This window comes from Allobosea sp. Root483D1 (assembly GCF_001429505.1).
Taxonomy (GTDB): Bacteria; Pseudomonadota; Alphaproteobacteria; order Rhizobiales; family Beijerinckiaceae; genus Allobosea.
Genome location: NZ_LMJW01000001.1, coordinates 726,233 through 751,263, shown reverse-complemented (window position 1 = coordinate 751,263; position 25,031 = coordinate 726,233). Strand labels below are relative to the sequence as shown.

25 protein-coding genes are annotated in these 25,031 nt (G+C 67.4%); 15 read left to right on the top strand and 10 right to left on the bottom strand.

Translation table 11 applies throughout. The features are described from left to right. The first annotated feature begins 118 nt into the window (after window positions 1-118). A complete protein-coding gene (locus tag ASE66_RS03595) occupies window positions 119-1,102 on the top strand; it encodes a helix-turn-helix transcriptional regulator (RefSeq protein WP_162262437.1) in 984 nt (327 codons plus the stop codon). Between the two features lie 9 nt (window positions 1,103-1,111). Here the strand turns inward: ASE66_RS03595 and ASE66_RS03590 are convergent, their stop codons facing one another. After that, a complete protein-coding gene (locus ASE66_RS03590) occupies window positions 1,112-2,824 on the bottom strand; it encodes a cytochrome c biogenesis protein DipZ (protein ID WP_057188167.1) in 1,713 nt (570 codons plus the stop codon). A 364-nt stretch (window positions 2,825-3,188) separates the two neighbouring features. On the opposite strand from ASE66_RS03590, the gene ASE66_RS03585 reads away from it, so the two are divergent. Next, window positions 3,189-3,671: a MarR family winged helix-turn-helix transcriptional regulator gene (locus ASE66_RS03585; RefSeq protein WP_244494787.1), complete on the top strand. Its 483-nt coding sequence runs from the start codon at window positions 3,189-3,191 to the stop codon at window positions 3,669-3,671. 12 nt (window positions 3,672-3,683) lie between these two features. Here ASE66_RS03585 and ASE66_RS03580 read toward each other — a convergent pair whose 3' ends face one another. Continuing rightward, window positions 3,684-4,691 carry an LLM class flavin-dependent oxidoreductase gene (locus tag ASE66_RS03580; RefSeq protein WP_057188166.1) on the bottom strand — a complete coding sequence of 336 codons (1,008 nt, stop codon included), beginning with the start codon at window positions 4,689-4,691 and terminating at the stop codon, window positions 3,684-3,686. Between the two features lie 447 nt (window positions 4,692-5,138). On the opposite strand from ASE66_RS03580, the gene rpsA reads away from it, so the two are divergent. The 6 genes from rpsA (at window position 5,139) to ASE66_RS03550 (ending at window position 11,068) form a co-directional block, all read left to right on the top strand. Then, complete coding sequence (rpsA, locus tag ASE66_RS03575) at window positions 5,139-6,845, top strand: 30S ribosomal protein S1 (RefSeq protein WP_057188165.1); 1,707 nt, start codon at window positions 5,139-5,141, stop codon at window positions 6,843-6,845. Between the two features lie 193 nt (window positions 6,846-7,038). Beyond that, window positions 7,039-8,328: an Hsp70 family protein gene (locus ASE66_RS03570; protein ID WP_057188164.1), complete on the top strand. Its 1,290-nt coding sequence runs from the start codon at window positions 7,039-7,041 to the stop codon at window positions 8,326-8,328. Between the two features lie 149 nt (window positions 8,329-8,477). Beyond that, on the top strand, window positions 8,478-9,446 hold the full coding sequence (gene sppA / locus ASE66_RS03565; RefSeq protein ID WP_057188163.1) for a signal peptide peptidase SppA: 969 nt from the start codon (window positions 8,478-8,480) through the stop codon (window positions 9,444-9,446). 28 nt (window positions 9,447-9,474) lie between these two features. Next, window positions 9,475-9,759 carry an integration host factor subunit beta gene (ihfB, locus tag ASE66_RS03560; RefSeq protein ID WP_057188162.1) on the top strand — a complete coding sequence of 95 codons (285 nt, stop codon included), beginning with the start codon at window positions 9,475-9,477 and terminating at the stop codon, window positions 9,757-9,759. Window positions 9,760-9,777: 18 nt separating this feature from the next. Beyond that, window positions 9,778-10,113 (top strand): LapA family protein, encoded by a 336-nt coding sequence (locus ASE66_RS03555; RefSeq protein ID WP_057188161.1) that lies wholly within the window; start codon window positions 9,778-9,780, stop codon window positions 10,111-10,113. A 10-nt stretch (window positions 10,114-10,123) separates the two neighbouring features. Continuing rightward, window positions 10,124-11,068: an ornithine cyclodeaminase family protein gene (locus tag ASE66_RS03550; RefSeq protein ID WP_057188160.1), complete on the top strand. Its 945-nt coding sequence runs from the start codon at window positions 10,124-10,126 to the stop codon at window positions 11,066-11,068. Between the two features lie 33 nt (window positions 11,069-11,101). Here the strand turns inward: ASE66_RS03550 and ASE66_RS31215 are convergent, their stop codons facing one another. Together ASE66_RS31215 and ASE66_RS03545 are read right to left on the bottom strand one after the other, a co-directional pair. Next, window positions 11,102-11,275 carry a DUF3309 family protein gene (locus tag ASE66_RS31215; protein ID WP_082613164.1) on the bottom strand — a complete coding sequence of 58 codons (174 nt, stop codon included), beginning with the start codon at window positions 11,273-11,275 and terminating at the stop codon, window positions 11,102-11,104. Between the two features lie 94 nt (window positions 11,276-11,369). Continuing rightward, window positions 11,370-12,353: a Bug family tripartite tricarboxylate transporter substrate binding protein gene (locus tag ASE66_RS03545; RefSeq protein ID WP_057188159.1), complete on the bottom strand. Its 984-nt coding sequence runs from the start codon at window positions 12,351-12,353 to the stop codon at window positions 11,370-11,372. Between the two features lie 149 nt (window positions 12,354-12,502). On the opposite strand from ASE66_RS03545, the gene mepA reads away from it, so the two are divergent. Next, window positions 12,503-13,447, top strand: coding sequence for a penicillin-insensitive murein endopeptidase (mepA, locus tag ASE66_RS03540; protein WP_057188158.1), 945 nt, complete (start codon window positions 12,503-12,505; stop codon window positions 13,445-13,447). A gap of 105 nt (window positions 13,448-13,552) precedes the next feature. Continuing rightward, window positions 13,553-14,251 carry an alpha/beta hydrolase gene (locus ASE66_RS03535; RefSeq protein WP_057188157.1) on the top strand — a complete coding sequence of 233 codons (699 nt, stop codon included), beginning with the start codon at window positions 13,553-13,555 and terminating at the stop codon, window positions 14,249-14,251. A 42-nt stretch (window positions 14,252-14,293) separates the two neighbouring features. On the opposite strand, the gene ASE66_RS03530 is transcribed toward ASE66_RS03535, so the two are convergent. After that, the gene (locus tag ASE66_RS03530; protein ID WP_057188156.1) at window positions 14,294-15,436 is read right to left on the bottom strand and encodes an extensin family protein; all 1,143 of its coding nucleotides are present in this window, start codon (window positions 15,434-15,436) and stop codon (window positions 14,294-14,296) included. 309 nt (window positions 15,437-15,745) lie between these two features. Between ASE66_RS03530 and ASE66_RS03525 the strand changes: the two genes are divergently transcribed. Then, window positions 15,746-16,453, top strand: a complete 708-nt coding sequence (locus ASE66_RS03525) for a glutathione S-transferase N-terminal domain-containing protein (protein WP_057188155.1) — start codon at window positions 15,746-15,748, stop codon at window positions 16,451-16,453. Between the two features lie 124 nt (window positions 16,454-16,577). Here ASE66_RS03525 and ASE66_RS03520 read toward each other — a convergent pair whose 3' ends face one another. The 4 genes from ASE66_RS03520 to ASE66_RS03505 are packed head-to-tail and all read right to left on the bottom strand — an operon-like array spanning window position 16,578 to window position 20,068. Beyond that, window positions 16,578-17,360: an ABC transporter ATP-binding protein gene (locus ASE66_RS03520; RefSeq protein WP_057188154.1), complete on the bottom strand. Its 783-nt coding sequence runs from the start codon at window positions 17,358-17,360 to the stop codon at window positions 16,578-16,580. 16 nt (window positions 17,361-17,376) lie between these two features. After that, window positions 17,377-18,366, bottom strand: a complete 990-nt coding sequence (locus tag ASE66_RS03515) for an ABC transporter substrate-binding protein (RefSeq protein ID WP_057188153.1) — start codon at window positions 18,364-18,366, stop codon at window positions 17,377-17,379. 50 nt (window positions 18,367-18,416) lie between these two features. Next, the gene (locus ASE66_RS03510; RefSeq protein ID WP_057188152.1) at window positions 18,417-19,223 is read right to left on the bottom strand and encodes an ABC transporter permease; all 807 of its coding nucleotides are present in this window, start codon (window positions 19,221-19,223) and stop codon (window positions 18,417-18,419) included. Next, entirely contained in the window at window positions 19,220-20,068 is an 849-nt protein-coding gene (locus ASE66_RS03505) for an IclR family transcriptional regulator (RefSeq protein ID WP_057188151.1), read from the bottom strand. Before ASE66_RS03505 ends, ASE66_RS03510 begins: the two co-directional genes overlap by 4 nt. Before the next feature lie 120 nt (window positions 20,069-20,188). Here ASE66_RS03505 and ASE66_RS03500 point away from each other — a divergent pair, with 120 nt between their 5' ends. From ASE66_RS03500 to ASE66_RS03490, 3 genes are all read left to right on the top strand, one after another. After that, complete coding sequence (locus ASE66_RS03500) at window positions 20,189-20,887, top strand: hypothetical protein (protein ID WP_057188150.1); 699 nt, start codon at window positions 20,189-20,191, stop codon at window positions 20,885-20,887. Further along, window positions 20,887-21,666 (top strand): SDR family NAD(P)-dependent oxidoreductase, encoded by a 780-nt coding sequence (locus tag ASE66_RS03495; RefSeq protein ID WP_057188149.1) that lies wholly within the window; start codon window positions 20,887-20,889, stop codon window positions 21,664-21,666. The genes ASE66_RS03500 and ASE66_RS03495 overlap by 1 nt, the downstream gene beginning before the upstream one ends. Before the next feature lie 131 nt (window positions 21,667-21,797). Next, complete coding sequence (locus tag ASE66_RS03490) at window positions 21,798-23,042, top strand: amidase (protein WP_057188148.1); 1,245 nt, start codon at window positions 21,798-21,800, stop codon at window positions 23,040-23,042. Between the two features lie 483 nt (window positions 23,043-23,525). On the opposite strand, the gene ASE66_RS03485 is transcribed toward ASE66_RS03490, so the two are convergent. Next, entirely contained in the window at window positions 23,526-23,783 is a 258-nt protein-coding gene (locus tag ASE66_RS03485) for a hypothetical protein (RefSeq protein ID WP_162262436.1), read from the bottom strand. A 233-nt stretch (window positions 23,784-24,016) separates the two neighbouring features. Between ASE66_RS03485 and ASE66_RS03480 the strand changes: the two genes are divergently transcribed. Then, a complete protein-coding gene (locus ASE66_RS03480; RefSeq protein ID WP_057188146.1) occupies window positions 24,017-24,973 on the top strand; it encodes a TIM44-like domain-containing protein in 957 nt (318 codons plus the stop codon). Window positions 24,974-25,031: the final 58 nt, after the last annotated feature.

Genomic DNA, 25,031 nt, shown 5'->3' with positions numbered 1-25,031 from the left:
CACTGCGTTGTGTTCTTGTGATCTCTAAAGTTATATCTAAAGCATCATCTTGGACTTGCGCGAACGCGCTATGGGACAAAAGCGAACTCCAATGCGGGACGAAGCGCCTGTGGCAGCGATGTCACGGTCTGTGAACGCCGAGGCGATCGAGGCCGAGACCTTCGCGCCGTTCTGGCTGGTCTCGGGCGAGGCGGCCCCGGATGAGATCCGGACGATGGCACTCAGGATTTTTGGCCATGTTCCCGGTGGCGACGATATCCGCGCCGATGCCGTCCTCCCTTTCGCCGCCCGCAGCGTGCTGACCACGCGGCCCGATATCGGGCTGATGTCCTGCTTTGCCCCGGTGACGCCCTGGACCTGGCCGGCGCGCCGGAACGGGCGGGAGGCACGCTATATCCTCGTTCGCCCGTCCGATGGCCGCTGCGTGATCGAGCAGGAGGGCCGCCGCGTCTCGCTCCGGGCCCGCGATGCCGCAGTCCTCGACCTCGCGCAGGAGACGCGTTTCACCCTGGTCGAGCTTGGCCGCATCGACTTGATCGCGCTCGATCCGGCGCGCCTCCCACCGCTTGCTCAGCTTGCCTCTGACGAATTGATGCGGGCCATCCCGCGCGGCAATCGCGGCCTGCAGGTGCTGGCGCATTACGGGGCGTTGCTGCTGCGCGGCCTGTTCCCGCTCAATTCGGCGCCGCTGCGCGATCTCGCCATCGGCCACGTCCACGATCTGATCGGCGTGATGCTGGCCGATCGCAGCGCGCCGCCGGTTACGGCCACGCCCCGGCGCGGCGGCCGGCTCGCCGCGATCAAGGCCGATATCGAGACCAGGCTGGAGCGGCGCGAACTCTCGGTCGACATGATCGCGGGGCTTTACGGCGTGACCCCGCGCGCCATCCAGAAGGCGTTCGGCGCCGAGGGGCGCACCTTCTCGGACTATGTGATGGAGCGCCGGCTCGAGCGCGCCTGGCTCAAGCTGACGTCAGCCGAGGACGACGCCATCTCGATCAGCAGTGTCGCATTCGAGTGCGGCTTCGGCGACCTTTCCTATTTCAACCGCAGCTTCCGCAAGCGCTTCGGCCGCTCGCCCTCGCAGGTCAGGACGGGCTGAGGCGTTCCGTCAGCCGAAGGTGAAGGCGTAGGCGCGGGCGCCGACATCGAGGAACTCTATGGAGAAGTCGCGGGGCTTCACCGCCCCGTCCTGGCGGACGAGCTGATAGAGGCGCTCGCCGCTGATTGTGCCATAGCCGTCGGCGTCGATATCGGCGCCATGGGCGCTGCCGGGCGCGGCGCCGTCTATGGTGACGCGGAAGCGGACCGGCGAGCTGCCGGGCGCACGACCCATCACCAGATGCAGGTCGCGGGCATGGAAGCGATGGGTGATCCGCCCGCCCGCCTGCTGCGACGTGGCGAACTCGCCGGCGACGGTCCAATTGCCGGAGAGGCTCCACTGGTTGAGGCGCGGCGAGGTGGCGGCTTCATAGGTGGCCGGCGCATCGGCCCTGATCCCACCCGGCGAGGCGAAGCCGTTGCTGCGGGCATGGCCGAGATAGGTCTCGGGCGAGCGCAGATTGGCGAAATCGGGCGCTCCTTGCGCGCCTTCACCCGAGACCTTGGCGATGCCGGGCTCGACCTTGCCACCGGCCTCGGCGAGCAGCGACTGGATCACCCGCTCGGAGGCGGCATAGTCGCCCTCGCCGAACTCGTGATGCCGGGTCCGGCCCTGCGCGTCGATGAAATAGCGCGCCGGCCAGGCCTGGTTGCTGAAGGCGTGCCAGACCGCATAGTCGTTGTCGATCGCGACCGGATAGCTCACGCCGAGCGCCGCGACCGCCTTGCGGACATTGCCTATGTCCTTCTCGAAAGCGAATTCCGGTGTGTGCACGCCAACCACGACGAGGCCGCGATCTTTGTACTTCTCGGCCCAGGCCCGGACATAAGGCAGCGTGCGCAGGCAGTTGATGCAGGAATAGGTCCAAAAATTCACCAGCACGACCTTGCCGCGCACGCTCTCGGCAGTGAGTGGCTCGCGGTCGAGCCATTGCCTCGCGCCGAACAGTGGCTTGGAGGCGGGCTGCGCCTGCGCCGTGGTGACGAGGCCAGGTGCCGCTGGCATGGCGATGTCGAGGAGGCGCTGCTCGATCGCGGCCGTGGTAGGGGCCGACAGGCGGGTGAGGACACTGGTGTCGAAGCCCAAGCCGATCGCGATCGTGCTCGCGACCACGGCGAGGCCGAGGCCACGTCTGATAGGTTCGAGTAGAGCTGCGGGTCGCCGAGCCCGCGCCAGCAGCCGGTTGCCCAACAGCAGTACGGCGGCCAGCGCCGTCGCCGCGCCGGCGGCATAGGCGAAGAGCAGGAAAGCAGTGCTGAGGCTCGGCCCGCCAAGCGCGGCTCCCGCCAGGATCAAGCCGAGCACCGGTCCGGCGCAGGGCGTCCAGAGCAGGCCGGTGGCGACGCCGAGCAGGGCGGACGAGGCTGGCCGCAGATCGGTGCGACCGTCCGCACCGGTGCTGCGCGTCAGCCTTTCGCCGAGAGCGGTCAGCGGGGCGGCGAGACGCATCGCCAGAGCCGGGAACAGCAAGGCGAGCCCGAACAGGGCGACGAGGCCGAGGGCGATGCTGCGGCCATGACTGTTGAGCGCGATCGCCCAGCTGCCGGCGACGGCGGCGAGGCTTGCCACGGCAGCGAAAGCCAGCGCCATGCCGAGCAGCATCGGCAAGGTGCTGCTGCGGAAAGGCTGACCGGCACGCGTCAGCACGAAGGGCAGGACCGGCAGGATGCAGGGACTGGCGATGGTCAGGACGCCGGTGAGATAGGCGAGAGCGAGGTTCATGGAACGTCTCCTCGGGGCGTCAGGGGCGGGTTGCGCCGCGCCGCGGCGGCGGGTTTGATGACGCGACCGGGGCGGCCCCGTAACTGCGCGGGCCGGTGAAGGCGCTGCAGGCCATGGCGAAGCTCGTAGCCGCCGCCAGCATCGCCGCCAGCAGCAGGCGACGCGGAGCAGGAGCGGTTTCTGGTCGGCCCGGGTTGGGCGCCGTGACGGTTAAGGGAGCGATGCGGGTCATCTCGTGCTCCATCATTTACTTGTCGAGCGATCTAATCTCTCGACAATTAAATGATGGAGCGAGGCCGTTCAACCGCTTGAAAATAAATCGCGCATCAAATATCTGTGAGCGATCAATTTCCGGAGAGACGCATTGGCGGACGATTCAGGACAGGAGCAGGCCGGCGCCGAGCGGCTGCCAGGGCTCGACGAATTCCTCTGCTTCGCGGTCTATTCGACCAATCTTGCCTTCAACCGCGTCTACAAGCCGCTCCTCGACGAGCTCGGGCTGACCTATCCGCAATACATCGCGCTGGTCGCGCTCTATGAGGAAGCCGACCAGACTGTCGGCGGGCTCGGCGATAAGCTCTTCCTGGATTCGAGCACGCTGACGCCGCTGCTCAAGCGATTGGAGGCGATGGGCGTGCTCACCCGTCGCCGTGACCCGCAGGACGAGCGCCAGGTGCGCCTCAATCTGACGGCGCAAGGCCGGGCGCTCCGCGAGCGGGGCAGGGCGGTCCGGGTCAGCATGCAGCGCTCGGCCGGCCTGGCCCCCGAGGAGCAGCGCCATCTGCGCGAGGAGATGGTGCGGCTGCGGCGAAACCTCACCGCAGCCGAGCACGAAGGCCGGTCCTGAACGACCGCTCGCTCAGGCGGCGACCGCCGCCAGTCCCAGCGCCGGCTGGATCTCCGCCAGGATCTCATAGGAGCGCTTGCGCGCGGCGTGGTCGAAGATCGCCGAGGCGACGATCAACTCGTCGGCCTTGGTCTTCTCGATGAAGGCCTGCAATTGCGACCGCACGCTCTCGCGCGAGCCGACGAAGGAGCAGGCCAGCATGCGCTGCGCCTGCGCCTTCTCCGGGCCGGACCAATAGTCCTCGATGTCGTCGATAGGCCTCGGCAGGAGGCCGCGCCGGCCGCGCAGCATGTCGGCGAAGCGCTGCTGCACCGAGGTGAAGAGGTACTGCGCCTCGGCATCGGTCTCGGCCGCGATGACATTGCAGCCGACCATGGCATAGGGCTTGTCGCGCTGCGCCGAAGGCTGGAAGCGCTCGCGATAGACGGAAAGCGCGTCCATCAGCGCGTCCGGCGAGAAATGCGAGGCGAAGGCATAGGGCAGGCCGAGCACCGCGGCGAGCTGCGAGCCGAACAGGCTGGAGCCGAGGATCCAGAGCGGGACATTGGTGTTGGTGCCCGGCACGGCCTGGATCACCTGGTCCGGCTGCAGCGGCCCGAGCAGCGCCTGCAGCTCGAGCACGTCCTGCGGGAAGCGTTCGGACGCGTCGGCCTCGCGCCGCAGCGCCCGCCATGTCCGCTGGTCGGTGCCGGGCGCGCGGCCGAGCCCGAGGTCGATTCGGCCGGGATAGAGCGTCTCCAGCGTGCCGAACTGCTCGGCGATCACGATTGGCGAATGGTTCGGCAGCATGATCCCGCCGGCGCCGACGCGGATCGTCTTGGTGCCTTCGGCGACATAGCCGATCGCGACCGAGGTCGCGGCGCTGGCGATGCCGGTCATGTTGTGGTGCTCGGCCAGCCAGAAGCGGGTGTAGCCGAGCTTTTCGGCATGGCGGGCGAGGTCGCGGCTGTTGTGGAGGGCGTCTGCCGCGGTCGCGCCTTCGGCGATGAAGGCGAGGTCGAGGATGGAAAGCGGGAACATTGGGCTTTTCCCTTGCATCGCGCCGGCTCGCGGCCGGGCTTCGCCGCGAAAGATCGGCAGCCTTCCGGCGCCTCGCAAGGCCGCTCCACGCATGTGCGACCGGCATTTGGCGAGGCGCTGTTCGGTGTGCTCGCCGTTGTCGTCCGGGGCGATAGCAGGATTCTGGTTGCGCAACTTGCAACTGGCGGCGGAAATCGCTAGGTCAACCTCGTCCGAAGGGCCGTGATCGATCACAGCCGGGGGCGGCCGAAATGGCCGGCTCCCGTTTGGTGTTTGGAAAACGGCCTGTCGGATGCGGATCGGCCCCTGCGGCCAGGCGCCGCCGTCCTGAGGGACGGCAAGCTCCGTAACCGGAGCCCCGCGCGGATCGATCCGGCGTGCAACACCAACCCAAGCGGCGCCATGCCGGACATCCGCGGGATACGCGGCCGGCGTTCAGGAGCATTTATGTCAGCTGTCGAAAGCTATCACGCGGGCCGCGAGGATTTCGCCGCCCTGCTCGAGGAATCGTTCACCCGTAACGAAGCCCTCGAAGGTACCGTCATCAAGGGCAAGGTCGTTGCCATTGAGAAGGACATGGCGATCATCGACGTCGGTCTGAAGACCGAAGGTCGCGTCGCGCTTAAGGAATTCACCGGCCCGGGCCGGGAAGGCGAACTGAAGGTCGGCGACGAGGTCGAGGTCTATCTCGAGCGGATCGAGAACGCGCTCGGCGAAGCCGTGATCTCGCGCGACAAGGCCCGCCGCGAAGAGAGCTGGGTCAAGCTCGAGAAGGCGTTCGAGGCCCGCGAAAAGGTCATGGGCAACATCTTCAACACGGTTAAGGGTGGCTACACCGTCGATCTCGACGGCGCCGTCGCCTTCCTGCCGCGTTCGCAGGTGGACATCCGCCCGATCCGCGATGTCGGCCCGCTGATGGGTCAGCCGCAGCCCTTCGAGATCCTCAAGATGGATCGTCGCCGCGGCAACATCGTCGTCTCGCGCCGTACCGTGCTCGAAGAGACCCGCGCCGAGGCGCGCTCCGAGCTCGTCGCCTCGCTCGAAGAGGGCCAGGTCATCGACGGCGTCGTCAAGAACATCACCGAGTACGGCGCCTTCGTCGATCTCGGCGGTATCGACGGCCTGCTGCACGTCACCGACATGGCCTGGCGCCGCGTCAACCATCCGTCCGAGGTCGTCACCATCGGCCAGACGGTCCAGGTCAAGATCATCAAGATCAACCAGGAGACGCACCGCATCTCGCTCGGCATCAAGCAGCTGCTGGCCGATCCGTGGGATGGCATCGCCGCCCGTTATCCGGTCGGTACGCGCCTTAAGGGCCGCGTCACCAACATCACGGACTACGGCGCGTTCGTCGAAGTGGAGCCGGGCATCGAAGGCCTGATCCACGTCTCCGAGATGTCCTGGACCAAGAAGAACGTCCACCCCGGCAAGATCGTCTCGACCTCGCAGGAAGTCGACGTCGCGATCCTCGAGGTCGATCAGGTCAAGCGCCGCATCTCGCTCGGTCTCAAGCAGACCCTCCGCAATCCGTGGGAGGTCTTCGCCGAGCAGCATCCGTCGGGTGCCGTGGTCGAGGGCGAGGTCAAGAACAAGACCGAGTTCGGTCTGTTCCTCGGCCTGGAAGGCGATATCGACGGTATGATCCATCTGTCGGACCTGGACTGGAACCGTCCGGGCGAGCAGGTGATCGAGGAGTACAAGAAGGGCGACATGCTCCAGGCGGTCGTTCTCGATGTCGACGTCGAGAAGGAGCGCATCTCGCTCGGCCTGAAGCAGCTCGGCGGCGATCCCTTCGTGGATGCCGGCGAGTTCAAGAAGGGCCAGGTCGTGACCTGCGAGATCGTCGAGGTCAAGGAAGGCGGTCTCGACGTCAAGATCGCCGGCACGGACATGACCACCTTCATCAAGCGCGCCGAAATCGCGCGTGAACGCTCCGAGCAGCGCCCCGAGCGCTTCGCGGCCGGCGAGAAGGTCGATGCCCGCGTCATCCTCTTCGACAAGAAGGCTCGCAAGATCCAGGTCTCGATCAAGGCTCTGGAAATGGCCGAAGAGAAGGAGGCGATGGCCCAGTACGGCTCCGCCGACTCCGGTGCTTCGCTCGGCGACATCCTCGGCGCGGCTCTCAAGAAGGCGACGACCGAGAAGAAGTGATCTTCGGGCCGCGTCTCGCGGCCCGACCAGACCACCGGCCCGCGCGGAGAAATCCGCGCGGGCTTTTGTTTCGGCCGAGGTCGTCGTTCTCGGACGGAGCGAAGCGTAGATCCGAGAAGCTCGGGACCAGAGGGCACTGGTTTCCGAGATGGTCGGGTGAAGCCCGACCATGACGAGATGAGTGGAGACGGACATGCAGGACGCGGCGATCGGGATCGATTTCGGCACCACCAACAGCGTGGTCGCGCTCGCGCGTCCCGATGGTTCGGTGACGACCCGCAGCTTCGCGACCAGGCAGGGCGCCGTCGACGCTTACCGCTCGGCCCTGATGTTCTGGCGCGAGGGCCGGCCGCCCAATTCCCATGTCACCCATGTCAGCGGCCCCGATGCGCTCGACATGGCGCTCGGCATGACCACCGAGCACCGCTTCCTGCAATCGCTGAAGACGTATCTGTCGAGCCGCGCCTTCCAGGAGACCCGCCTGTTCGGCAAGCTCTTCCGGCTTGAGGACCTGATCGCGGTCTTCCTGAAGGATCTTTCCGCCGGTCTCGACGATCTCGGCGAACGCGCCGTTCTCTCCGGCCGCCCAGTCGTCTTCGCCGGCGATCGGCCCGACGAGGTGCTGGCGCTCTCGCGCCTCTCGGCAGCCTATGGCAAGGCCGGCATGCCGACGGTGGACTTCGCCTATGAGCCGCTCGGCGCCGCCTACTGGTACGCCCGCGAGCTCAAGACCCCGCAGACCATGCTGGTCGCCGATTTCGGCGGCGGCACCAGCGATTTCTCGGTGATGCGTTTCGAACCCGGTGGCGCGGGTCGGCTACAGGCGGTTCCGCTCTCCCATGCCGGTGTCGGCATCGCCGGCGACAGCTTCGACTACCGCATCATCGAGCATGCGGTCTCGCCGCTGCTCGGCAAGGGCTCGGACTATCTGTCCTTCGGCAAGCGCCTGCCGATCCCGGCGCATTACCACGCCGCCTTCGCGCAATGGCACCGGCTCTCGCTGATGAAGAGCCGCGAAACCATGACCGAGCTCAAGGCGCTGATCCGCGATGCGGTCGAGCCCGAGCGGCTCGAAGATCTGATGACGGTGATCGAATACGATCTCGGCTACGAACTCTACCGCGCGGTCTCGGCGACCAAGATCGCGCTCTCCTCGCAGGAAGAGGCCCAACTCGCCTTCGATCAGATGGGCGTGCGTATTGACCGCACCGTGACGCGGACCCTGTTCGAACGCTGGATCGCCGACGATGTCGCGGCGATCGAGGGCGCGCTCGACGACGCGCTGGCCGCCGCCGGTGTCGATGGCGACAAGATCGAGGCGGTGTTCATGACCGGCGGCACCTCCTATGTGCCAGCGGTGCGCGCGCTGTTCGACCGGCGCTTCAGCCCGGAGCGTATTCATATCGGCGACGCTTTCCGCTCGGTGGCGAGCGGGCTCGCCTTGCTCGCGCTCGATCGTCAGCGGGCGCTGGCCGAGGCCTGAGCCGGGCATCCTGTCGCGGCCATTGTTGCCTTGCCCCTCCCGCACCGTGGGGCTACATCACAGGGCCCCTGGAGCCTGCGCCGACCAGCTTGCGCTGCAAGTGATCGGAGCGTGGCCTCTGTCGCAAAGTGAGAGCCGGAGCCGCAGACATGTCGTCCGATGCCGATCTGCTCGCCGATCGTCGCAGCCTGAGGCGCAAGCTCTCGCTCTGGCGGCTGCTTGCCCTGGTCGGCGTGGTCGCCCTGATCGTCGCCGGCGCGCTCACCTGGAGCGGGCGCCTGCCGGGCAGCACCAGCCAGGCCCATATCGCCCGCGTCACCATTTCCGGCTTCATCTCCGGCGACCGCCGCACGCTCGAGCTGATCAAGTCGCTCGAGAACAGCCGCGCCAGCGCCGTGCTGCTCAGCATCGACAGCCCTGGCGGCACGGTGACTGGCTCGGAAGCGGTGTACGACGCGGTTCGTCGTCTCGCCGCGAAGAAACCGGTCATTGCGGTGGTCGACGGTATCGCCGCCTCCGGCGGTTACATCGTCGCGCTCGGCAGCGAACGCATCGTCGCGCGCCAGACCTCGATGGTCGGCTCGATCGGCGTGATCGCCCAGATTCCCAATGTAGCAAGGCTGCTCGACACGATCGGCGTCAAGTTCGAGATCACCCGCTCGAGCCCGCTCAAAGCGGCTCCGAGCGGCCTCGAGCCGACCTCGCCCGAGGCAGCGACCGAAACCGCGCGCGTCATCGCCGACAATTACGACTGGTTCAAGCGGCTGGTCGGCGAGCGCCGCAAGCTCGCCGACCCCGAGGTCGCCGCCGTATCCGATGGCCGTGTCCATTCCGGCCGCCAGGCGGTCAAGCTCAAGCTCATCGACGAAGTCGGCAGCGAGCAGGAGGCGATCGCCTGGCTCGAGCGCGAGAAGGGGGTCGGCAAGGACCTGCCGGTGCGCGACTGGCGCCGCCGGAGCGAATCTTCCTCCTACGGGCTGTGGAGCGCGAGTGAGGCGATGGCGCGCGCCGCCGGCCTGGAGGAGCTTGCGGCGCTGATCTCGCGCGCTGCGGAAACTCCCATCGGACTGCGGCTTGACGCGCCCTTGGCGCTCTGGCAGCCTGCCGTCGAAAAGTGACGATGTTACAAGCGGTTATATTGGACCCATGATAAAATCAGAACTCGTCCAGCGCATTGCCGAGCGCAACACCCATCTCTACCAGCGGGATATCGAGAACATCGTCGGCTCGATCCTCGACGAGGTCGTCAAGGCGCTCTCGCGCGGCGATCGGGTCGAGCTGCGCGGCTTCGGCGCCTTCTCGACCAAGGAGCGTGCCGCCCGCGTCGGCCGCAACCCGCGTACCGGCGATTCCGTCAAGGTCGATCAGAAGTTCGTGCCGGTCTTCAAGACCGGCAAGGAGCTGCGCATGCGGCTGAACGGCAAGGCCTGAGCGGACCGGAGGAGCGGGATGAAGGCTTTCTTCAAGGCGCTGGTGCTTGTCCCGGTCGCATTGATCGTGGTGCTGTTTTCGGTGGCGAACCGCGCCCCGGTCCGGGTCTCGCTCGACCCGATCAGCCGCGATGCGCCGGCATTCGCCCTCGACCTGCCGCTGTTCGCCGTGGTCCTCGCCGCCATCGCCATCGGCATCCTGATCGGGGGCTTCGCCTCCTGGCTGGCGCAGGGCAAGCACCGCAAGGCCGCGAGGGTCAACCGCCGCGAAGCCGACAAGCTGCGTGGCGAGGCGCAGTCGCTGCGCGCCGCCGTGCCGGATTCGGCACTGCCCGCACTGACCAACCGCGTCTGACGCTGCGACCATGCGCTTCTTTTCCGCGGCCGAGATCGATGGCCTGCTCAACTTCCCCGCGCTGATCGATGCGCTTTCCGCGGCCTTCCGCGGCGACATCGTCACGCCGGTGCGCCATCATCATGAGATCGAGCGGCCCGGTGCCGCCGCGACCTTGTTGCTGATGCCGGCCTGGACCGCGTCGGAGGAAAAGCCCGCCTTCCTCGGCACCAAGGTCGTCACGGTGTTTCCCGGCAACGCTACGGTCAGCCTGCCGAGCGTGATGGGTTCTTACCTCCTGATGGACGGTGCGACCGGCGCGCCGCTGGCCGCGCTGGACGGGGCGCGCCTGACGTTGTGGCGCACCGCGGCAGCCTCGGCGCTCGCCTCGCGCATGCTGGAGCGCCCGGATACCAAGCGGATGCTGATGGTCGGAGCCGGCGCGCTCTCGACCTTCCTGGTCAAGGCGCATCGCAGCGTCCGCAATTTCGAGGAAATCGCGATCTGGGCGCGTCGCCCGGAGGCCGCGGCCGAGGTCGTCGCCGAGCTGGCGCGCGACGGCATCGAAGCACGCGTCGCGGAGAACCTGGAGGCCGAGGCGCGCCAGGCCGATCTCATCTCCTGTGCGACCCTGTCGCGGGAGCCGTTGATCCACGGCCGCTGGCTGAAGCGCACTGCCCATCTCGACCTGGTCGGCGCCTTCAATCTGTCGATGCGGGAAGCCGATGACGAGGCGCTGCAGCGCGCCCATGTCTTCGTCGATACCGAAGCGGCGTTGCATGAGGGCGGCGACGTCGCCGTCGCGATCAAGGCGGGCGCCTATGGAGCGGAGCAGGTCTCCGGAACGTTGGCCGGCCTTTGCCGCGGCGAATATGACCCCGCGGCCGAGCGCGACGACGTGACCTTGTTCAAATCGGTCGGCACTGCGCTCGAGGATCTCGCCGCCGCCATGCTGGTCTGGAAGCTGGCGAACTGAAGCGCAGGGCCCAGCCCTGCGCTTGTCGCAACATCAGACCCTGACGACCGGACCACCGAGCGCCCCGAGCAGCCACAGCACGATCACGATCATCAGCACGAGGCCGACCACGCCGCCGAGCCCGGCGCCGCCATAGCTGCGATGTCCATAATATCCGCCGCCGCCGAGCAGGACGATGAGCAGGATGATGATGAGAAGTGTGGACATGGCTCGCGCCCCTTCTTCCGTCCGCTTGCCTCGTCGCCGATCGACGGGCGTGCGTCCAAAGAACGTCGGGCGCGAACGGTAGGTTCCCGGAGTATCACTCCGCCTTGATGCCGACCTCGCGGATCAGGCTGACCCATTTCGCCTGCTCGGCGCGGACGAAGGCGGCGAGTTCCGCCGGCGTGTTGCCGACCGGCTGGGCCGCGAGCTGGTCCATCTTGCCGCGCACGGCCGGGTCGGCGATCGCGGCCTTGGTCTCGGCCTGGAGCCGGTCGATGATCGCCTGCGGCGTCTTCGCCGGCGCGAACAGGGCGAACCATGAGGAGACGTCGAAGCCCGGCACGAGATCATTGATCGGTGCAAATTCGGCGGCGGTCGGCGCGCGCTGCGCCGTGGTGACGCCAAAACCGCGCACCGTGCCGGCGCGGACCTGGGGCAGCGCGGCGGTGATGTTGTCGAACATCAGGTCGACGCGTCCGCCGATCAGGTCCTGCATCGCCTGGGCCGAGCCGCGATAGGGCACATGCACCATCTTGATGCCGGTCAGCTTCTGGAAAAGCTCGCCGGCGAGGTGGATCGAGGTGCCGACGCCGGAGGAGGCATAGGTCAGCTTGCCCGGATTGGCCTTGCCGTAGGCGATCAGCTCAGCCGTGTCCTTGACCTTGAGATCGGGGCTGACGACGAGCAGGTTCGGCACCAGCGCCACCATGGTGATCGGCGCAAAATCGGTGAGCGGGTCGTAGTTGACCTTGGCGTAGAGCGCCGGGTTGGCGACGAGGCCGACCGAGACGATCAGCAGCGTGTCGCCGTTCGGCTCGGAGCGCGCCACCGCCTCGACGCCGATATTGCCGCCGGCGCCGGCGCGGTTCTCGACTACGAAGGTCGCCCCGAGCGCTTGCCCGACCTTGTCGGCGACCAGCCGGCCGAGGATGTCGGTGGCGCCGCCGGGCGTGAACGGCACGACCAGCTTCGGCGTGCGTCCCTGCGGCCAGGGGTTTTGCGCATGGCCAGCCGTGGGCAGAGCGAGCGAGGCGCCGAGGCCGCCGAGCAGCATACGGCGATCGAGAGAAAAGCAGTTCATCGTCGGGTTTCTCCTCCAGCTGCGTTCGCCGGAGGGCTTGCCGCCCGTTCTTCGGCAGCGCAGACGCTGCCGGCTCCCGTGCGCCCTGTCCAGCCCATTGATCGAGCTGCGGCTTGACCTCGGTGCGAGTGGCCTGCGATTCTCCCGACATGCAGCTGCTTCGCCGCTTCGCCCTCCTGATTCTCCTGCCGATGCTGGCAACGGCCGGGACCGTCCACGCGCAGTCCACCGCCGAGGCGGAGGCGAAAACGCGCGCCGCCAATATCGCAGCCTACCCCGACGCGGCTCGTGCTCTGTTCGGCCAGAAGACTACCCCTGCCGCGATGAGGGCGCGCGCCATCGGTTCCTATGCCCGCGGCTGTCTTGCCGGTGCGACCGCGCTGCCGGTCGACGGCGAGAACTGGCAGGTCATGCGTCTCGCCCGCAGTCGCAACTGGGGCCACCCGGAGCTGATCTCCTTCCTCGAGCGCTTTGCCCGCGAGGTGCCCAAGATCACCGGCTGGTCCGGCCTGCTGGTCGGCGACATCTCGCAGGTGCGCGGCGGGCCGATGCTGACCGGCCATGCCTCGCACCAGATCGGGCTCGACGCCGACATCTGGTTGACGCCGATGCCGCGGAAGCGGCTCGACAGCGACGACCGCGAGAACATGTCGGCGATCAATATGGCCCGTTCCGACTGGCGCGATATCGACCCGAAGAACTGGACCCCGGCGCATACCCGCCTGATCAAGGCGGCCGCCAGCGAGCCCAGGGTCGAGCGCATCTTCGTCAATCCGGCGCTCAAGGTCGCGCTCTGCCGCGAGGCCGGCGCGGACAAGAGCTGGCTGAACAAGGTCAGGCCGATCTGGGGGCATAATTATCATTTCCACATCAGGCTGAGCTGCCCGCCGGGCGTCGAGGGCTGCGACGGCCAGGAGCCGCCCAATTTCGGCGATGGCTGCGGCGAGGAGCTCACGGGTTGGGTCGAGCGCCAGCACAAGGCGATCTTCGGACCAAAGCCCAAGCCCCCTCCGGGGCCTCGGCCGAAGCCCAAGCCGCCGATGTCGATCGAGGCATTGCCGGCCGAGTGCCGGCAGGTTCTGGTGTCGCGCTAGCAAAGTAGTCGGGCCCACCTTTCCTCTGTCATAGTGGCGGCCCAGCCTGGCTGGGCGCGGGGCGTCCCGCCCGTGTGGCTATGCTGTCGATCAGAGGAGAGCATGATGAGTGCCAATCCGACCATCGTTCTCGTTCACGGCTTCTGGGGCGGGGCCGCTCATTGGAGCAAGGTCATCGTCGAGCTGGCCCGCATGGGCCATGCCGACCTGCGGGCCGTCGAGATGCCGCTGACCTCGCTCGCCGAAGACGCCGAGCGCACCCGCAAGATGGTGAAGCAGCTGGCCGGTCCGGTGCTGCTCGTCGGCCACTCCTATGGCGGCGCCGTCATCACCGAGGCTGGCGACCTGCCGAATGTCGTCGGCCTCGTCTACATCGCCGCCTTCGCGCCGGATGCCGGCGAAAGCCCCGGCGGCATCAGCCAGGCGGCTCCGCCGGCGGCCTTCGCCAATCTCGCTCCCGACAGCGATGGCTATCTCTGGATCAAATACGACAAGTATCATGAGAGCTTCTGCCCGGATCTTAGCGCCGACGAGGCGCTCGCCATGGCGGTCGCGCAGAAGGCGCCGCTGGCATCGACCTTCGGCGATACGATCACGGCGCCGGCCTGGAAGAAGAAGCCGGTCTGGTACCAGCTCTCCACCGATGACCGGATGATCCATCCGGACAACCAGTATCGCATGGCCGAGCGGATGAAGCCGCGCCGCATCCTCACGCTGGATGCGAGCCATGCCTCCCTGGCTTCGCGGGCGGGGGAGGTGGCTGGGCTGATCGACGAGGCTGCCCGGGAGGTCGCCAAAGCCTGAGGATGGTAGCGGCGACCTGCATGACAGGCCGCCGCTACGCTCTCACCGTCGGATCGTCCCGGTCTGCTGGCCTTGCGGCCGATAGGCAAACGGGTCGTTGCGTGGGCTGATCGGCGGCTCGCTCTCGCCCGCCCCGTCGAGGATGCCGTTGCCCTCGTCGTCGCCGACGATCAGCTCCTCGGTCGGTGGCGTAGAGCCCGGCAGCTGCAATGGCCCGCGCATCTCGCTCGGCACCGGCTGCGGCTGATAGCGCTGCGTCATCTGCGGCTGCGGCGCCTCCTCGATATAGCGCCGCTGCCCTTCGAGGCCGCCATGTTGCTGATGTGCGACCGGATAGCCGCCGTTGACCGCGCCGGGCGGGCGCAGGCCGCCGCTCGGCTGACGCAGCAGGCCGCCGGAATTGCTAGCCACCATCGGCGGCGGCAAGGTATCGCGCATCCCGGGCTGCTGCTGTTGCAGCGCCATCCGGTCAGGCCGCGCCGGGTCCGGCGGCGGCAGGTTGTAGTTGGGCTCGTATTTGATCACCGGCTTGCAGATGTGCCGGCCCTTGGAATGCCGCGCCAGGTCGATGTGGAAATGGTCGTAGTGGAAGGCGTCGGCGCCGGGGCCGAGCACCGTCGAGAAGTGCTCGCAAGCGCCGACGAAGATCTCGCGCAGGAAGGCCTGCTCCTCCGGTGAGCCGCGCCAGCCATCCTTGACGGTGACGACACGGTTGTCGTTCAGCCGGAAGGAGAAGACGTCGACGGCGTTGCCGAAGGCGTGCTCGGAGGTGCGGCTGGTGCCGGTGCCGTTGTTCATGGCGCGGCAGGAATAGGAGCCGGCACGGATTTCGATCACCTGCGCACCGAGCACGTTCATCGCCGCCGGCTGCACCACTTCGGTGAACCATTTGTCGGTGGTCGCGACGACGGGGCAGGCGAGCGTCGCATTGCTAGTCAGGGCAACGCTGCCATTGGCGAAGGCGGCGACCTTGAGGGGTTTTTCCATGCCGCAGGTGCCCGGCCCGTCTATGGCCTTCTCGCGCAGGCTGACATAGGCCGAGAGCGGTACCTGGCGCGAGGCCAGGCACTGGGCTTCGGCCTGGTCACGCCAGGCGGCGCGCTGCGGCTTCTGGAACTTGCCGCAGCCGGCAAGGCCGACGCCGATGACGCCGAGCGCGATGAGGGTGAGATGAACGCGACGCATGACTGATCAAATGCGAGGCGTTGGGTGAACGGTTTGTTGACCGGCTGCGTCCTGGAAGCCACGGGCGGATTAACTTTGCCGATGGCGTTAAGCGGCGGTTAACGCTGCGCTTTCCGGCCGGTGTGCTGTTAACCCCCTGATTTCTGATTTGCCGTGGTGGTTCGGCAGCGCTGCAAGCTCCGTGCGGTTGCGTCGTCCGACGGGCCGCTCCAAGCTACGCTGCAACGTCATGGCACGCGCCATCGGCGTCCCGCCTACAGGGCGCGCCAGGCAATGCCGGCGCCTAGCCCGCTACCCCAGGAAATCTCGATGTCCGATCTTTCCGCTTTTCCGATCACGCAGCGCTGGCCTGCCAAGCATCCCGACCGGCTGCAGCTCTATTCGCTGCCGACGCCCAATGGCGTGAAGGTCTCGATCATGCTGGAGGAGACCGGCATCCCCTATGAGCCGCACACCATCGACATCGGCAAGAACGAGACCTGGACGCCGGAATTCCTCTCGCTCAACCCGAACGGCAAGATCCCGTCGATCCTCGATCCGGATGGTCCGGGCGGCAAGCCCTTCGCGCTTTTCGAATCGGGTGCGATTCTGGTCTATCTCGCCGACAAGGCCGGCAAGTTCCTCCCCACCGACCCGGCCCGCCGCTACGAGACCCTGCAATGGGTGTTTTTCCAGATGGCGGCGATCGGCCCGATGTTCGGCCAGCTCGGCTTTTTCCATAAGTTCGCCGGCCGCGAATACGAGGACAAGCGCCCGCGCGACCGCTACGCCAATGAGAGCAAGCGCCTGCTAGGCGTGCTCGAGACCAGGCTTTCCGGCCGCGACTGGCTGATGGGCGACGAGTATACCATCGCCGACATCGCGACGCTCGGCTGGGTCCGCAACCTCGTCGGCTTCTACGGCGCTGGCGAGCTGGTCGAATACGACAAGCTGAAGCTCGTCCCGGCGTGGCTGGAGCGTGGTCTGGCGCGTCCCGCCGTGCAGCGCGGTCTGGAGATCCCGAAGCGGCCGGGCTGAGGGAGCGGGGCACGTCATGCTCGGGCTTGGCCCGAGCATCTCAGGCCGGAAGAGGCGCCGAAAAGCGCCTTCTCGTTACGAGATTCTCGGGTCTGCGCTTCGCTTCGCCCGAGAATGACGCCCACTAGTACTTGATCACCCCGAACCGCCGGAACGCATCATGGATGCGGTCGGCATAGGCGTTGAAGCTCGGATAGTCGCCGAGATGCGCCGGGCGGGGCCGCGGCAGCTCGATCTTGATCTCGTCGACGACCCGGCCTGGCGTCGGCGACATCACCAGCACCCGATCGGAGAGGCCGATCGCCTCCTCGATCGAATGGGTGATGAAGACGACGGTCTTGGCCGTCTCCAGCCAGAGCAGTTCGAGGTCATGCCGGATCTGCGTGCGGGTGATCGCGTCGAGCGCGCCGAAGGGCTCGTCCATCATCAGCACCGATGGGTTGTGGATCAGCGCGCGAGCGATCGAGACGCGCTGGCGCATGCCGCCGGAGAGCTGTTTCGGATAGCGATCGGCCGCATGGCTGATGCCGAGCTTGGCGAAGAGCTCGAGCGCCCGCTCCTTGGCCGGAGCGAGCGGCAGCCCGCGGATTTCGGCCTGCAGCATGACGTTCTCCAGCGCCGTCCGGAATTCCAGCAGAAGATGATCCTGGAAGACGATGCCGATATCGGTCAGCGGCTCGCTCAACGGCTTGCCGTTGACCAGCAGTTCGCCGCCGCTGGTCGGGATCAGCCCGGCCGCCATGAGCATGAAGGTGCTCTTGCCGCAGCCGGACGGGCCGATCAGGCTGACGAATTCGCCGCTCCTGATGTCGAGCGTAAGATCGTCGACGGCAGTGAAGCCGCCGAAGCTCTTGACGATCCCGCGCCCGGTGATGGAGGCGGCGGGAGAGGCGGCTGCTGCAGTCATACCCTGTCCTCGTCGACTACGAGCAGGCCGGTGCGGAGGCCGGGAGCAGCTCGGTCGTGTAGTAGTCGGTGATCGGCTTGTCCTTGGGCAGGCCGAGATACTGCGTCAGCAGGTCGAAGCTCACGCTCCAGTTCTTCTCCGGCACCTTGCCGAGCGAGGCGGCGCCGGGGGCGCAGAGCAGCTTGTTGACGACGTCGAACTGCGCCAGCACCTGCGCCTTCTTCACCGAGGGAAACTGCGCGACGACTGCGTCGGCGGCTGCGTCAGGGTTCTTGCGGGCGGCGTCCCAGCCCTGCAGGCTCGCCTCGATGAACTTCTTGTAGAGCTCGGCATCGGCCTTGATCTTGTCGTCACGGGCGATGATCGAGAGGCCGACCGTCGGCACGCCGACATCGCGATAGAAGATGTCGCGGACCTTGAAGCCGCGCTCGCGGATCTGCACCGAATGGAAGTCGGCGCCGCCGAGGATGGCGTCGACCTTCTTCTCCAGGAGCGCGCCGACGAAGGCGCCGGGGTCGATGTTGATGACGTCGACCTTACCCTTGTCGATGCCGTTGCTGGCGAGGATCGCGTCGAGCAACGTCGTCTGGGCCGTGCCGGGCTGGACCGCGAGCTTCTTGCCGACGAGGTCCTTGGGCGAGGCGATGCCGCTGTCTTCCAGCGCGATGATGGCAAAGCCATTGGTCTGCAGCACCGGCGCGATGATCTTCACCGGCGCGCCCTTGGTGCGCAGCTGCATCGCGGCAGGCGCGTCGGCGAAGCCGACATCGGTCTGCCCGGTCGCGACCATTTGCGCGGTGGTGCCCGAGCCCTTGCCTTCCTCGATCGTCAGGTTGATGCCGGCCTTCTCGTAGAGGCCCATCTGCTTGGCCATCATGAAGCCGGCATTGGGCGCCGCGGCGAGGAAGTTCAGCGTGATCTTCATCGGCTTGGCGCCTTGGGCGAAGGCCATGCCGCTGCTCAGGGCGAGGATGGCGGCGCTCGTCAGCAAGATCCTGCGTTTCATCTTTGTCTCCTCCCAGTGTTGCCGGTTGGCTCCGGCGAGATGCGATCGGATCAGCCCTTGCGCTGCCAGGGCATCAGCAGCACTTCGAGCCCGTCGACGAGATAGCTGAACAGGATGCCGACGACGCTGAGCGCCACCAGGCAGGCGAAGATCAGCGGCATGTCGAGGAAGCTCGTGCCGCGCAGCAAGAGGTAGCCGAGGCCGGCATTGGCGCCGACGAACTCGCCGACGATCGCGCCCGTCGCCGCGAACACGGCCGAGACCTTGAGGCCGGAGAAGATGTAAGTCAGCGCCGCCGGCACCCGGACATAGCGGAAGGTCTGCCAGGCCGAGGCGCCCATCGAGCGCGTCAGATAGAGCACGCGCTCGTCCAGCGCCCGAAAGCCCGTCATGCTCGCGACCAGCGTCGGGAAGAAGCAGAGCAGGAAGGTCAGCAGCACCTTCGGGAACAGGCCGAAGCCGAACCAGACGACGAAGAGCGGCGCGATCGCGATCTTCGGCACGAGCTGGAAGAAGACGATCAGCGGATAGATCGCCTTCTCCAAGAGCTTCACCGAGACGATGGTGTAGCCGAGCGGGATCGAGATCACCGCCGCCATCAGGAAGCCGAGCACGATCTCGTTGGCCGTCACCAGCGTGTGCTGGAAGATCAGGGCACGGTCGATCCAGAGCCGCTCGAAGAAGGCGCTCGGTACCGGCAGGATGTATTCGGGTATGCCCGCCATCGGCACCAGGAGCTGCCAGGCGACCAGAAGCACGGCGAAGCTCGCCAGTGGCCAGGCGATGGCCGAGGCCCAGGCGGCCGCCTTGCCGGCGGTCTGAGGAGTGGCCCCTGTGGTCGCGGTGTCGCTGCTCATGCTGATGTCTCTGTCGGCAGCGCGCGCAGCGCTGCCTCTGTCGAAACGGTGGGGACGGCGCCGATCTGTCGCCGCCTGAGCGGCCAGATCGCCGCCATGTCCCGTGCGGCGGCGGCGAGCGCCGCCGCGATCTCGCCGCGCCGCGGCTCGTGCATGCGTGGCAACGGCCCGGCGACGCTGAGCGTGCCGGCGATCGGTGCGCCCGCATCGGGGCCGGCGCGGAAGGTCGTCGCCATCGCGACGGTGCCGATCTCCCCTTCCTCGATGGCAAGTGCGAAGCCGCGCTGGCGTGTCTCGCCGAGATGCCGGCGCAGGGCGTCGACATCGCCGAGCGCGTTCGGGCCGGTGCGCCCGTCGGCATCGAAGCCGCGTGCACAGACGATGCGCAGCGCCTCCTGCTCCGGCAGCGAGGCGAGCCAGGCCTTGCCGGTGGCGGTGGCGTGCAGGACGATGCCCATCCCCATCGGGGGTTCGTAGCGCAGGCCGGCGGTCGCGCCCTGGGCGCGGGCGATCCAGGTCAGGTTCTCGCCCTCGACCACGGCGAGGCGGCAATATTCGCGGGTGGCGCGGGCGAGTTCGTCGAGCACGATCTGGCCGGCATCGGGCAGGCCGCGCAGGTCGAGATTGCGGAAGGCGAGCTGCGACAGCTTCAGCGTCAGTCCATAGGCGCCCGATTGCGGATCCTGCGTGACGAAGCCGCGCTCGGCCAGGCTCGCCAGGAGCCTGTGGGTCGCGCTGACCGGCAGGTCGAGCCGCTCGGCGAGCACGGTGAGATCGGCGCCGTCGGCCTCGTCCGCCAGCGCTTCCAGCAGCTTGAATGCACGTTCGACCGCCGCGATCGTCACCCGTTCCCGCCCTGTTTCGATTAGAATTGGAAATCATTTCCAATTTGGATTTCGTTTTCGTATAGAGATGGGGCGAGGCCGAGTCAACGCGGCCCGCAGAGTGAGTCGGTGGAGAGAACGATGAGCCTGGCAGGTGAGGGGGCGGTCGCGATCTGGCACGACATCGCGCCGGAGGGCAGGGCGGAGTTCTATGCCTGGCATGGCGAGGAGCACATGCCGGAGCGGGTCGGTATCCCCGGCTTCCTGCGCGGACGCCGCTATGTCGCGATCGACGCCGACCTCGAATTCTTCAACCTCTACGAGGCACAGACGGTCGAGGTGTTGAAGGGGCAGGACTATACGGCGAGGGTCAACGCGCCGACGCCTTGGACGCTCTCGGCGGTGAAGCATTTTCGGTCCGTGTCGCGCGCCATCTGCCGTGTCGCCCATACCAGCGGGCCGGCCCAGGGCGGGCTCATCGCGACCCTGCGCTACGACGTGCCTGACAACATCGCATCGGCCCATAAGGCGGCGCTGCTGCGCGGGTTGGTGCCGGATCTCCTCGCCACCCGCGGCGTCGCCGGTGTCCACCTGCTGGCGGCGGATGGCGCAGCGAGCGGTGTCGCCACCGCCGAGCAGAAGGCGCGCGGCGTCGCCAATGCCGTGCCGCGCTGGGTGCTGCTGGTCGAAGGCTGGGGCGACGAGGCCGAATTCGCTGCGCTGGCGCGCGATCAGCTCGCGGCGGAGGCGCTGCAGGCGCTCGGCGGCGAGGGGCCGTTCTCGCTCGGCCTCTACCGCCACCAGATCACTCGGACCAAGACCGCCTGGAGCGCCGGCTGATGAGCGTGCGTCATGATCTCTCCGGCCGGCATGCGATCGTCACCGGGGGGGCAGGCGGGCTCGGCCGCGGCATCGCCCGGGCGCTGATCGAGGCCGGCGCCAGCGTCGAGCTCTGGGACCAGGATGCGAACAGCCTGGCGCAGGCCGTGGCCGATCTTGGGCGCCGGGCGAGCCAGCGCCAGCTCGACATCCGCGACGTCAACGCGGTCGATGCTGCCGCCGATGCTGCTGTCTCCGCCCATGGCCGCATCGACATCCTGATCAACAATGCCGGCGTGCTCGGCGAAGTGAAGCCGATCTGGGAGACCACGCCGGAGAATTTCCAGCGCGTGCTGCAGGTCAACCTGTTCGGCGCCTATCTGGTCACCCGCGCCGTCGTCGGCCGGATGCTGCGCCAGGAGCCGCGGCGCTCGCCGGACGGCCATCCATTGCGCGGCCATGTCGTCAACATCGCCTCGATCCAGGGCAAGGAGGGCATGGCGCTGGCCGCCGCCTATTCCGCCTCGAAGGCGGGGCTGATCGCCTTGACCAAGAGCGTCGCCAAGGAGACGGCCAAGGAGGGCATCATCGTCACGGCGGTGACGCCGGCCGCCGCCGAGACCGCGATGGCCAGGGAGATCTCGGCCGAGCGGCGAGCCGACATCATGTCGCGCATCCCGATGGGGCGTTTCGTCGAGGTGCCGGAGGTGGCGCGGCTGGTACTCTGGCTCTCCTGCGACGACTGTTCCTTCTCGACCGGCGGCATCTTCGATCTTTCGGGCGGACGCGCGACCTATTGAGTCGCGCCCCGTCGCGGCGCGCCGGCTGCATACCCTGTCTGCAAGAGCCCGTTCCCGGCTTCCTTCCGGCGTCGGCCTCGTGCCAGCATGGCCGCATCGGCCGCTCGGTCAGGCATTCCAGGGACAAGCTCATGCTTTCGGTTCGCGATATCGCTCGCCGCGTCGCCAATGGCGAGATATCTGCCCAGGCCGCTCTCGCCGACAGCGAGCGGCGAATCGACGAGCGGGACGCCGATCTGCGCGCCTTCGCGGCCCGCCCCGAGAGTCTCCCGGCCGGCGAGGGGCCGTTGGCCGGCATCGCCGTCGGCATCAAGGACATCATCGACACCGCCGATCTGCCGACCGGCATGGGCTCGCCGATCTATGACGGCCACCGGCCCAAGGCGGATGCGCCGATCGTGATGGCGCTGAAGGCGGCCGGCGCGACCGTCGCCGGCAAGACCCAGACAACGGCCTTCGCCTTCCTCGATCCCGCCCCGACCCGCAATCCGCATGACCCATCGGCCAGTCCCGGTGGCTCTTCGGCCGGCTCGGCTGCGGCAGTCGCTGCCAGCCTCATCCCGCTCGCCATCGGCACCCAGACCGGCGGCTCGGTGATCCGCCCCGCCGCTTATTGCGGCGTCGCCGCGATCAAGCCGTCCTATGGACTTCTGCCGACGGTCGGGGTGAAGCCCTTCTCCTGGTCGCTCGATACGCTCGGCCTGATGGCGGCCAGCGCCGACGATCTTGGCTTCGCCCTGGCGGCGTTGACCGGCCGCCCGGATCTCGATGCGCCCGAGGCCACGCTGGACGGGCTGAAACTTGGCCTCTGCCGGCAGGAGTTCACCGATAAGCCGGAACCCTCCTGCGAGGGTGCGCTGCAGCGCATCGCCGATTTCGCCCGTAAAGGCGGCGCGACCGTGATGGACATCGCAACGCCGATCGAGCTCGCCGAGACCTTCCATGCCCACGGCCCGCTGCAGAATTGGGAGGCGACGCAGGCACTCGCCTGGGAATACGCCAACCATCGCGAGGAGCTGCCGCCGAAGCTGCGCGCCTATCTCGACGAGGCTCGCGCGACGACGCCGCAGGAATACGACGCGGCGCGCGCCACCTCCCGGCGCGGTCGGCATGCGGCCGAGCGCTGGCTCAATGAGGTCGACCTGGTGCTGACCTATGCCGCGCCGGGCGAGGCGCCGGAGACCCTGGCCTCGACCGGTGATTCCAAGTTCAACCGGCTCTGGACCCTGCTCGGCACGCCTTGCCTGACCGTGCCGCTGATGCGCGGTCCGCGAGGCCTGCCGGTCTCCTTCCAGCTTGTCGGACGCTTCGGTGACGATGCGAAAGTCATTGCCGTGGCGCGTGCGCTCGAGCGCCTGATCCTGCTGCCGGCATGACGATTTCTCGGCGAGACCTGGGCGCTCGTTCCGTGTGGGACAATATTGCGCTGCAACAACTTTGGTTTGATTGTGGCGTTGAGGATTTATGCTGCACTTGGAAATACTAAAAGCTTCTGTCGAGAAGGTCTTGTTCGGGACTATCCACAAAGCAGTTCAATGATTTAACCGCTGATTAAGAACGTTTCTCTGGTGCGACGTCGGCTGCGGCCATGCAGGCACTTGCGGAGGCCGTCGTTTCTGCTAGCTTCCATGTCAGGTCAATGACAAAGGAGGGTTCTCATGAACCTCGCGCTAAGTCTCGACCGGTTGGCCATGGGTGCGGCATTTGCGCTGGTTCTGGCGATCGTGATCGGAGCGTTCTGACGAGGAAGTCAGTCTCAAGTCGAAGGACCACAAGCCAATTGGAAGCGTCGCGGGAGAGGCCCCGCGGCGCTTTTCCTTTGAGCGCTCGTCAGAGGGGTGACGGCCCGGCGGGGCGGCTCAGCTTTCCGGGCAGGGGTTCTCGGTCAATTCCCAGGACATCATGTTGATGACCCGGCCGCAGGTGGCGAGGCGGCGGCCCAGGGTGGTGCGGATGCAGGCCATGTTGCCTTCCGCGATCTTCTTTCCGTCACTCCAGCAGAAGCAAAGGGGCTCGGGCGCCTGCGCCAGGCGCGGCCGGTCGAGGGCGACGGCTTTCTCCTGTGCTGTGACAGGAAGCGGAAATAGTAGCAGAATCGTCGCAGAAAGAGCCGACAACAGCAGCGCTGCGGCACCAGAGCGCGGTAGCCTCCGAGGGGATCGGACCATGGCTCGCTCCCGTCATTCGCTGGATCAGCGTAACGAGACGGAAACGATAGCATAGTGAAGCCGGCAACCCAACGTTCTCCTGGCCCTCCGTCGAAGGTTGCAGGCCACCCCCTCCTTGCGAAAGTCGTACGACCCGACCATATTTCGGGTCCAGTGAGCCGATCCCGGCTCCGGGAGGAACCATGTCACTGATTTCGCTCGCCCGTCGTGGACGTGCAATCGCCCTTATCGCCGGCGCTCTCCTGCTGGTGCCGATCATCGCCGAGGCCGCCCCGGGCGGCCGCAGCTTCGGCAGCCGTGGCTCGCGCGCCCAGTCGCAGGTCGCGCCGACGCCGACTGCGCCCGGCTCTTCGTTCCAGCGCAACCAGACGCAGGCAGGCCCGTCGGCTGCGGCTCCGGCCGCAGGCGCTGCTGCGCAGGCGGCCCGCCCGTCCATGGCGCGCAGCCTGATGATGGGCGTCGCTGGCGGCCTGCTCGGCGCCGGCCTGTTCGGCCTGCTCTCGGGCGCCGGCTTCGGCGGTCTTGCCGGCATGCTCGGCATGCTCTTCCAGGTCGCGCTGATCGGTGGCCTGATCTGGCTGGCGCTGCGCTTCTTCCGCCGCCGCAGCGAGCCGCAGCTCGCCAGCGCCGGTGGGCCGCTCGGCCGCCAGGCCTATGAGCCGCAGCCGGCGGCTCCGGCGATGGGTGGTCTCGGCGGCGGCGCTGCCGCGGCTGCTGCCGCCAAGCCGGTCGAGTTCGAGCTCGTTGGCGCCGACTACGGCAACTTCGAGCGCCTGCTCTCCGAGGTGCAGGCCGCGATCTCCGATGAGAACGTCGTGCGCCTGCGCCAGATCACGACGCCGGAGATCTCCGGTGCGCTGGAGGAGGAGTTCGCCGAGAACGCCCGCAAGGGGCTGGTCGAGCGCGCTGCCGAGGTCAAGCTGCTGCAGGGCGACCTCGCCGAGTCCTGGCGCGAGGACGGCTATGACTACGCCACCGTCGCGATGCGCTTCAGCCTGCTCACCGCCATGGTCGAGCGCAATGGCGGCAAGGTCGTCGAGGGCCATGCCACGATCCCGCGCGAGGTCACCGAGCACTGGACCTTCACGCGCTCGCGCGGCGGCGAGTGGAAGGTCGCGGCGATCCAGCCGGTCGACTAAGCCGGTAGCGGCACCCGAAATCTGCGCGGCCGGGCTTTGCCCGGCCGTTTTTCGTTTC

Bases quoted from the DNA above. Each gene is read 5' to 3' on its own strand.
- ASE66_RS03595 (WP_162262437.1), top strand. From the start codon at position 119: ATGTCACGGTCTGTGAACGCCGAGGCGATCGAGGCCGAGACCTTCGCG.
- ASE66_RS03590 (WP_057188167.1), bottom strand. From the start codon at position 2,824: ATGAACCTCGCTCTCGCCTATCTCACCGGCGTCCTGACCATCGCCAGT.
- ASE66_RS03580 (WP_057188166.1), bottom strand. From the start codon at position 4,691: ATGTTCCCGCTTTCCATCCTCGACCTCGCCTTCATCGCCGAAGGCGCG.
- rpsA (WP_057188165.1), top strand. From the start codon at position 5,139: ATGTCAGCTGTCGAAAGCTATCACGCGGGCCGCGAGGATTTCGCCGCC.
- ASE66_RS03570 (WP_057188164.1), top strand. From the start codon at position 7,039: ATGCAGGACGCGGCGATCGGGATCGATTTCGGCACCACCAACAGCGTG.
- sppA (WP_057188163.1), top strand. From the start codon at position 8,478: ATGTCGTCCGATGCCGATCTGCTCGCCGATCGTCGCAGCCTGAGGCGC.
- ihfB (WP_057188162.1), top strand. From the start codon at position 9,475: ATGATAAAATCAGAACTCGTCCAGCGCATTGCCGAGCGCAACACCCAT.
- ASE66_RS03555 (WP_057188161.1), top strand. From the start codon at position 9,778: ATGAAGGCTTTCTTCAAGGCGCTGGTGCTTGTCCCGGTCGCATTGATC.
- ASE66_RS03550 (WP_057188160.1), top strand. From the start codon at position 10,124: ATGCGCTTCTTTTCCGCGGCCGAGATCGATGGCCTGCTCAACTTCCCC.
- ASE66_RS31215 (WP_082613164.1), bottom strand. From the start codon at position 11,275: ATGTCCACACTTCTCATCATCATCCTGCTCATCGTCCTGCTCGGCGGC.
- ASE66_RS03545 (WP_057188159.1), bottom strand. From the start codon at position 12,353: ATGAACTGCTTTTCTCTCGATCGCCGTATGCTGCTCGGCGGCCTCGGC.
- mepA (WP_057188158.1), top strand. From the start codon at position 12,503: ATGCAGCTGCTTCGCCGCTTCGCCCTCCTGATTCTCCTGCCGATGCTG.
- ASE66_RS03535 (WP_057188157.1), top strand. From the start codon at position 13,553: ATGAGTGCCAATCCGACCATCGTTCTCGTTCACGGCTTCTGGGGCGGG.
- ASE66_RS03530 (WP_057188156.1), bottom strand. From the start codon at position 15,436: ATGCGTCGCGTTCATCTCACCCTCATCGCGCTCGGCGTCATCGGCGTC.
- ASE66_RS03525 (WP_057188155.1), top strand. From the start codon at position 15,746: ATGTCCGATCTTTCCGCTTTTCCGATCACGCAGCGCTGGCCTGCCAAG.
- ASE66_RS03520 (WP_057188154.1), bottom strand. From the start codon at position 17,360: ATGACTGCAGCAGCCGCCTCTCCCGCCGCCTCCATCACCGGGCGCGGG.
- ASE66_RS03515 (WP_057188153.1), bottom strand. From the start codon at position 18,366: ATGAAACGCAGGATCTTGCTGACGAGCGCCGCCATCCTCGCCCTGAGC.
- ASE66_RS03510 (WP_057188152.1), bottom strand. From the start codon at position 19,223: ATGAGCAGCGACACCGCGACCACAGGGGCCACTCCTCAGACCGCCGGC.
- ASE66_RS03500 (WP_057188150.1), top strand. From the start codon at position 20,189: ATGAGCCTGGCAGGTGAGGGGGCGGTCGCGATCTGGCACGACATCGCG.
- ASE66_RS03495 (WP_057188149.1), top strand. From the start codon at position 20,887: ATGAGCGTGCGTCATGATCTCTCCGGCCGGCATGCGATCGTCACCGGG.
- ASE66_RS03490 (WP_057188148.1), top strand. From the start codon at position 21,798: ATGCTTTCGGTTCGCGATATCGCTCGCCGCGTCGCCAATGGCGAGATA.
- ASE66_RS03480 (WP_057188146.1), top strand. From the start codon at position 24,017: ATGTCACTGATTTCGCTCGCCCGTCGTGGACGTGCAATCGCCCTTATC.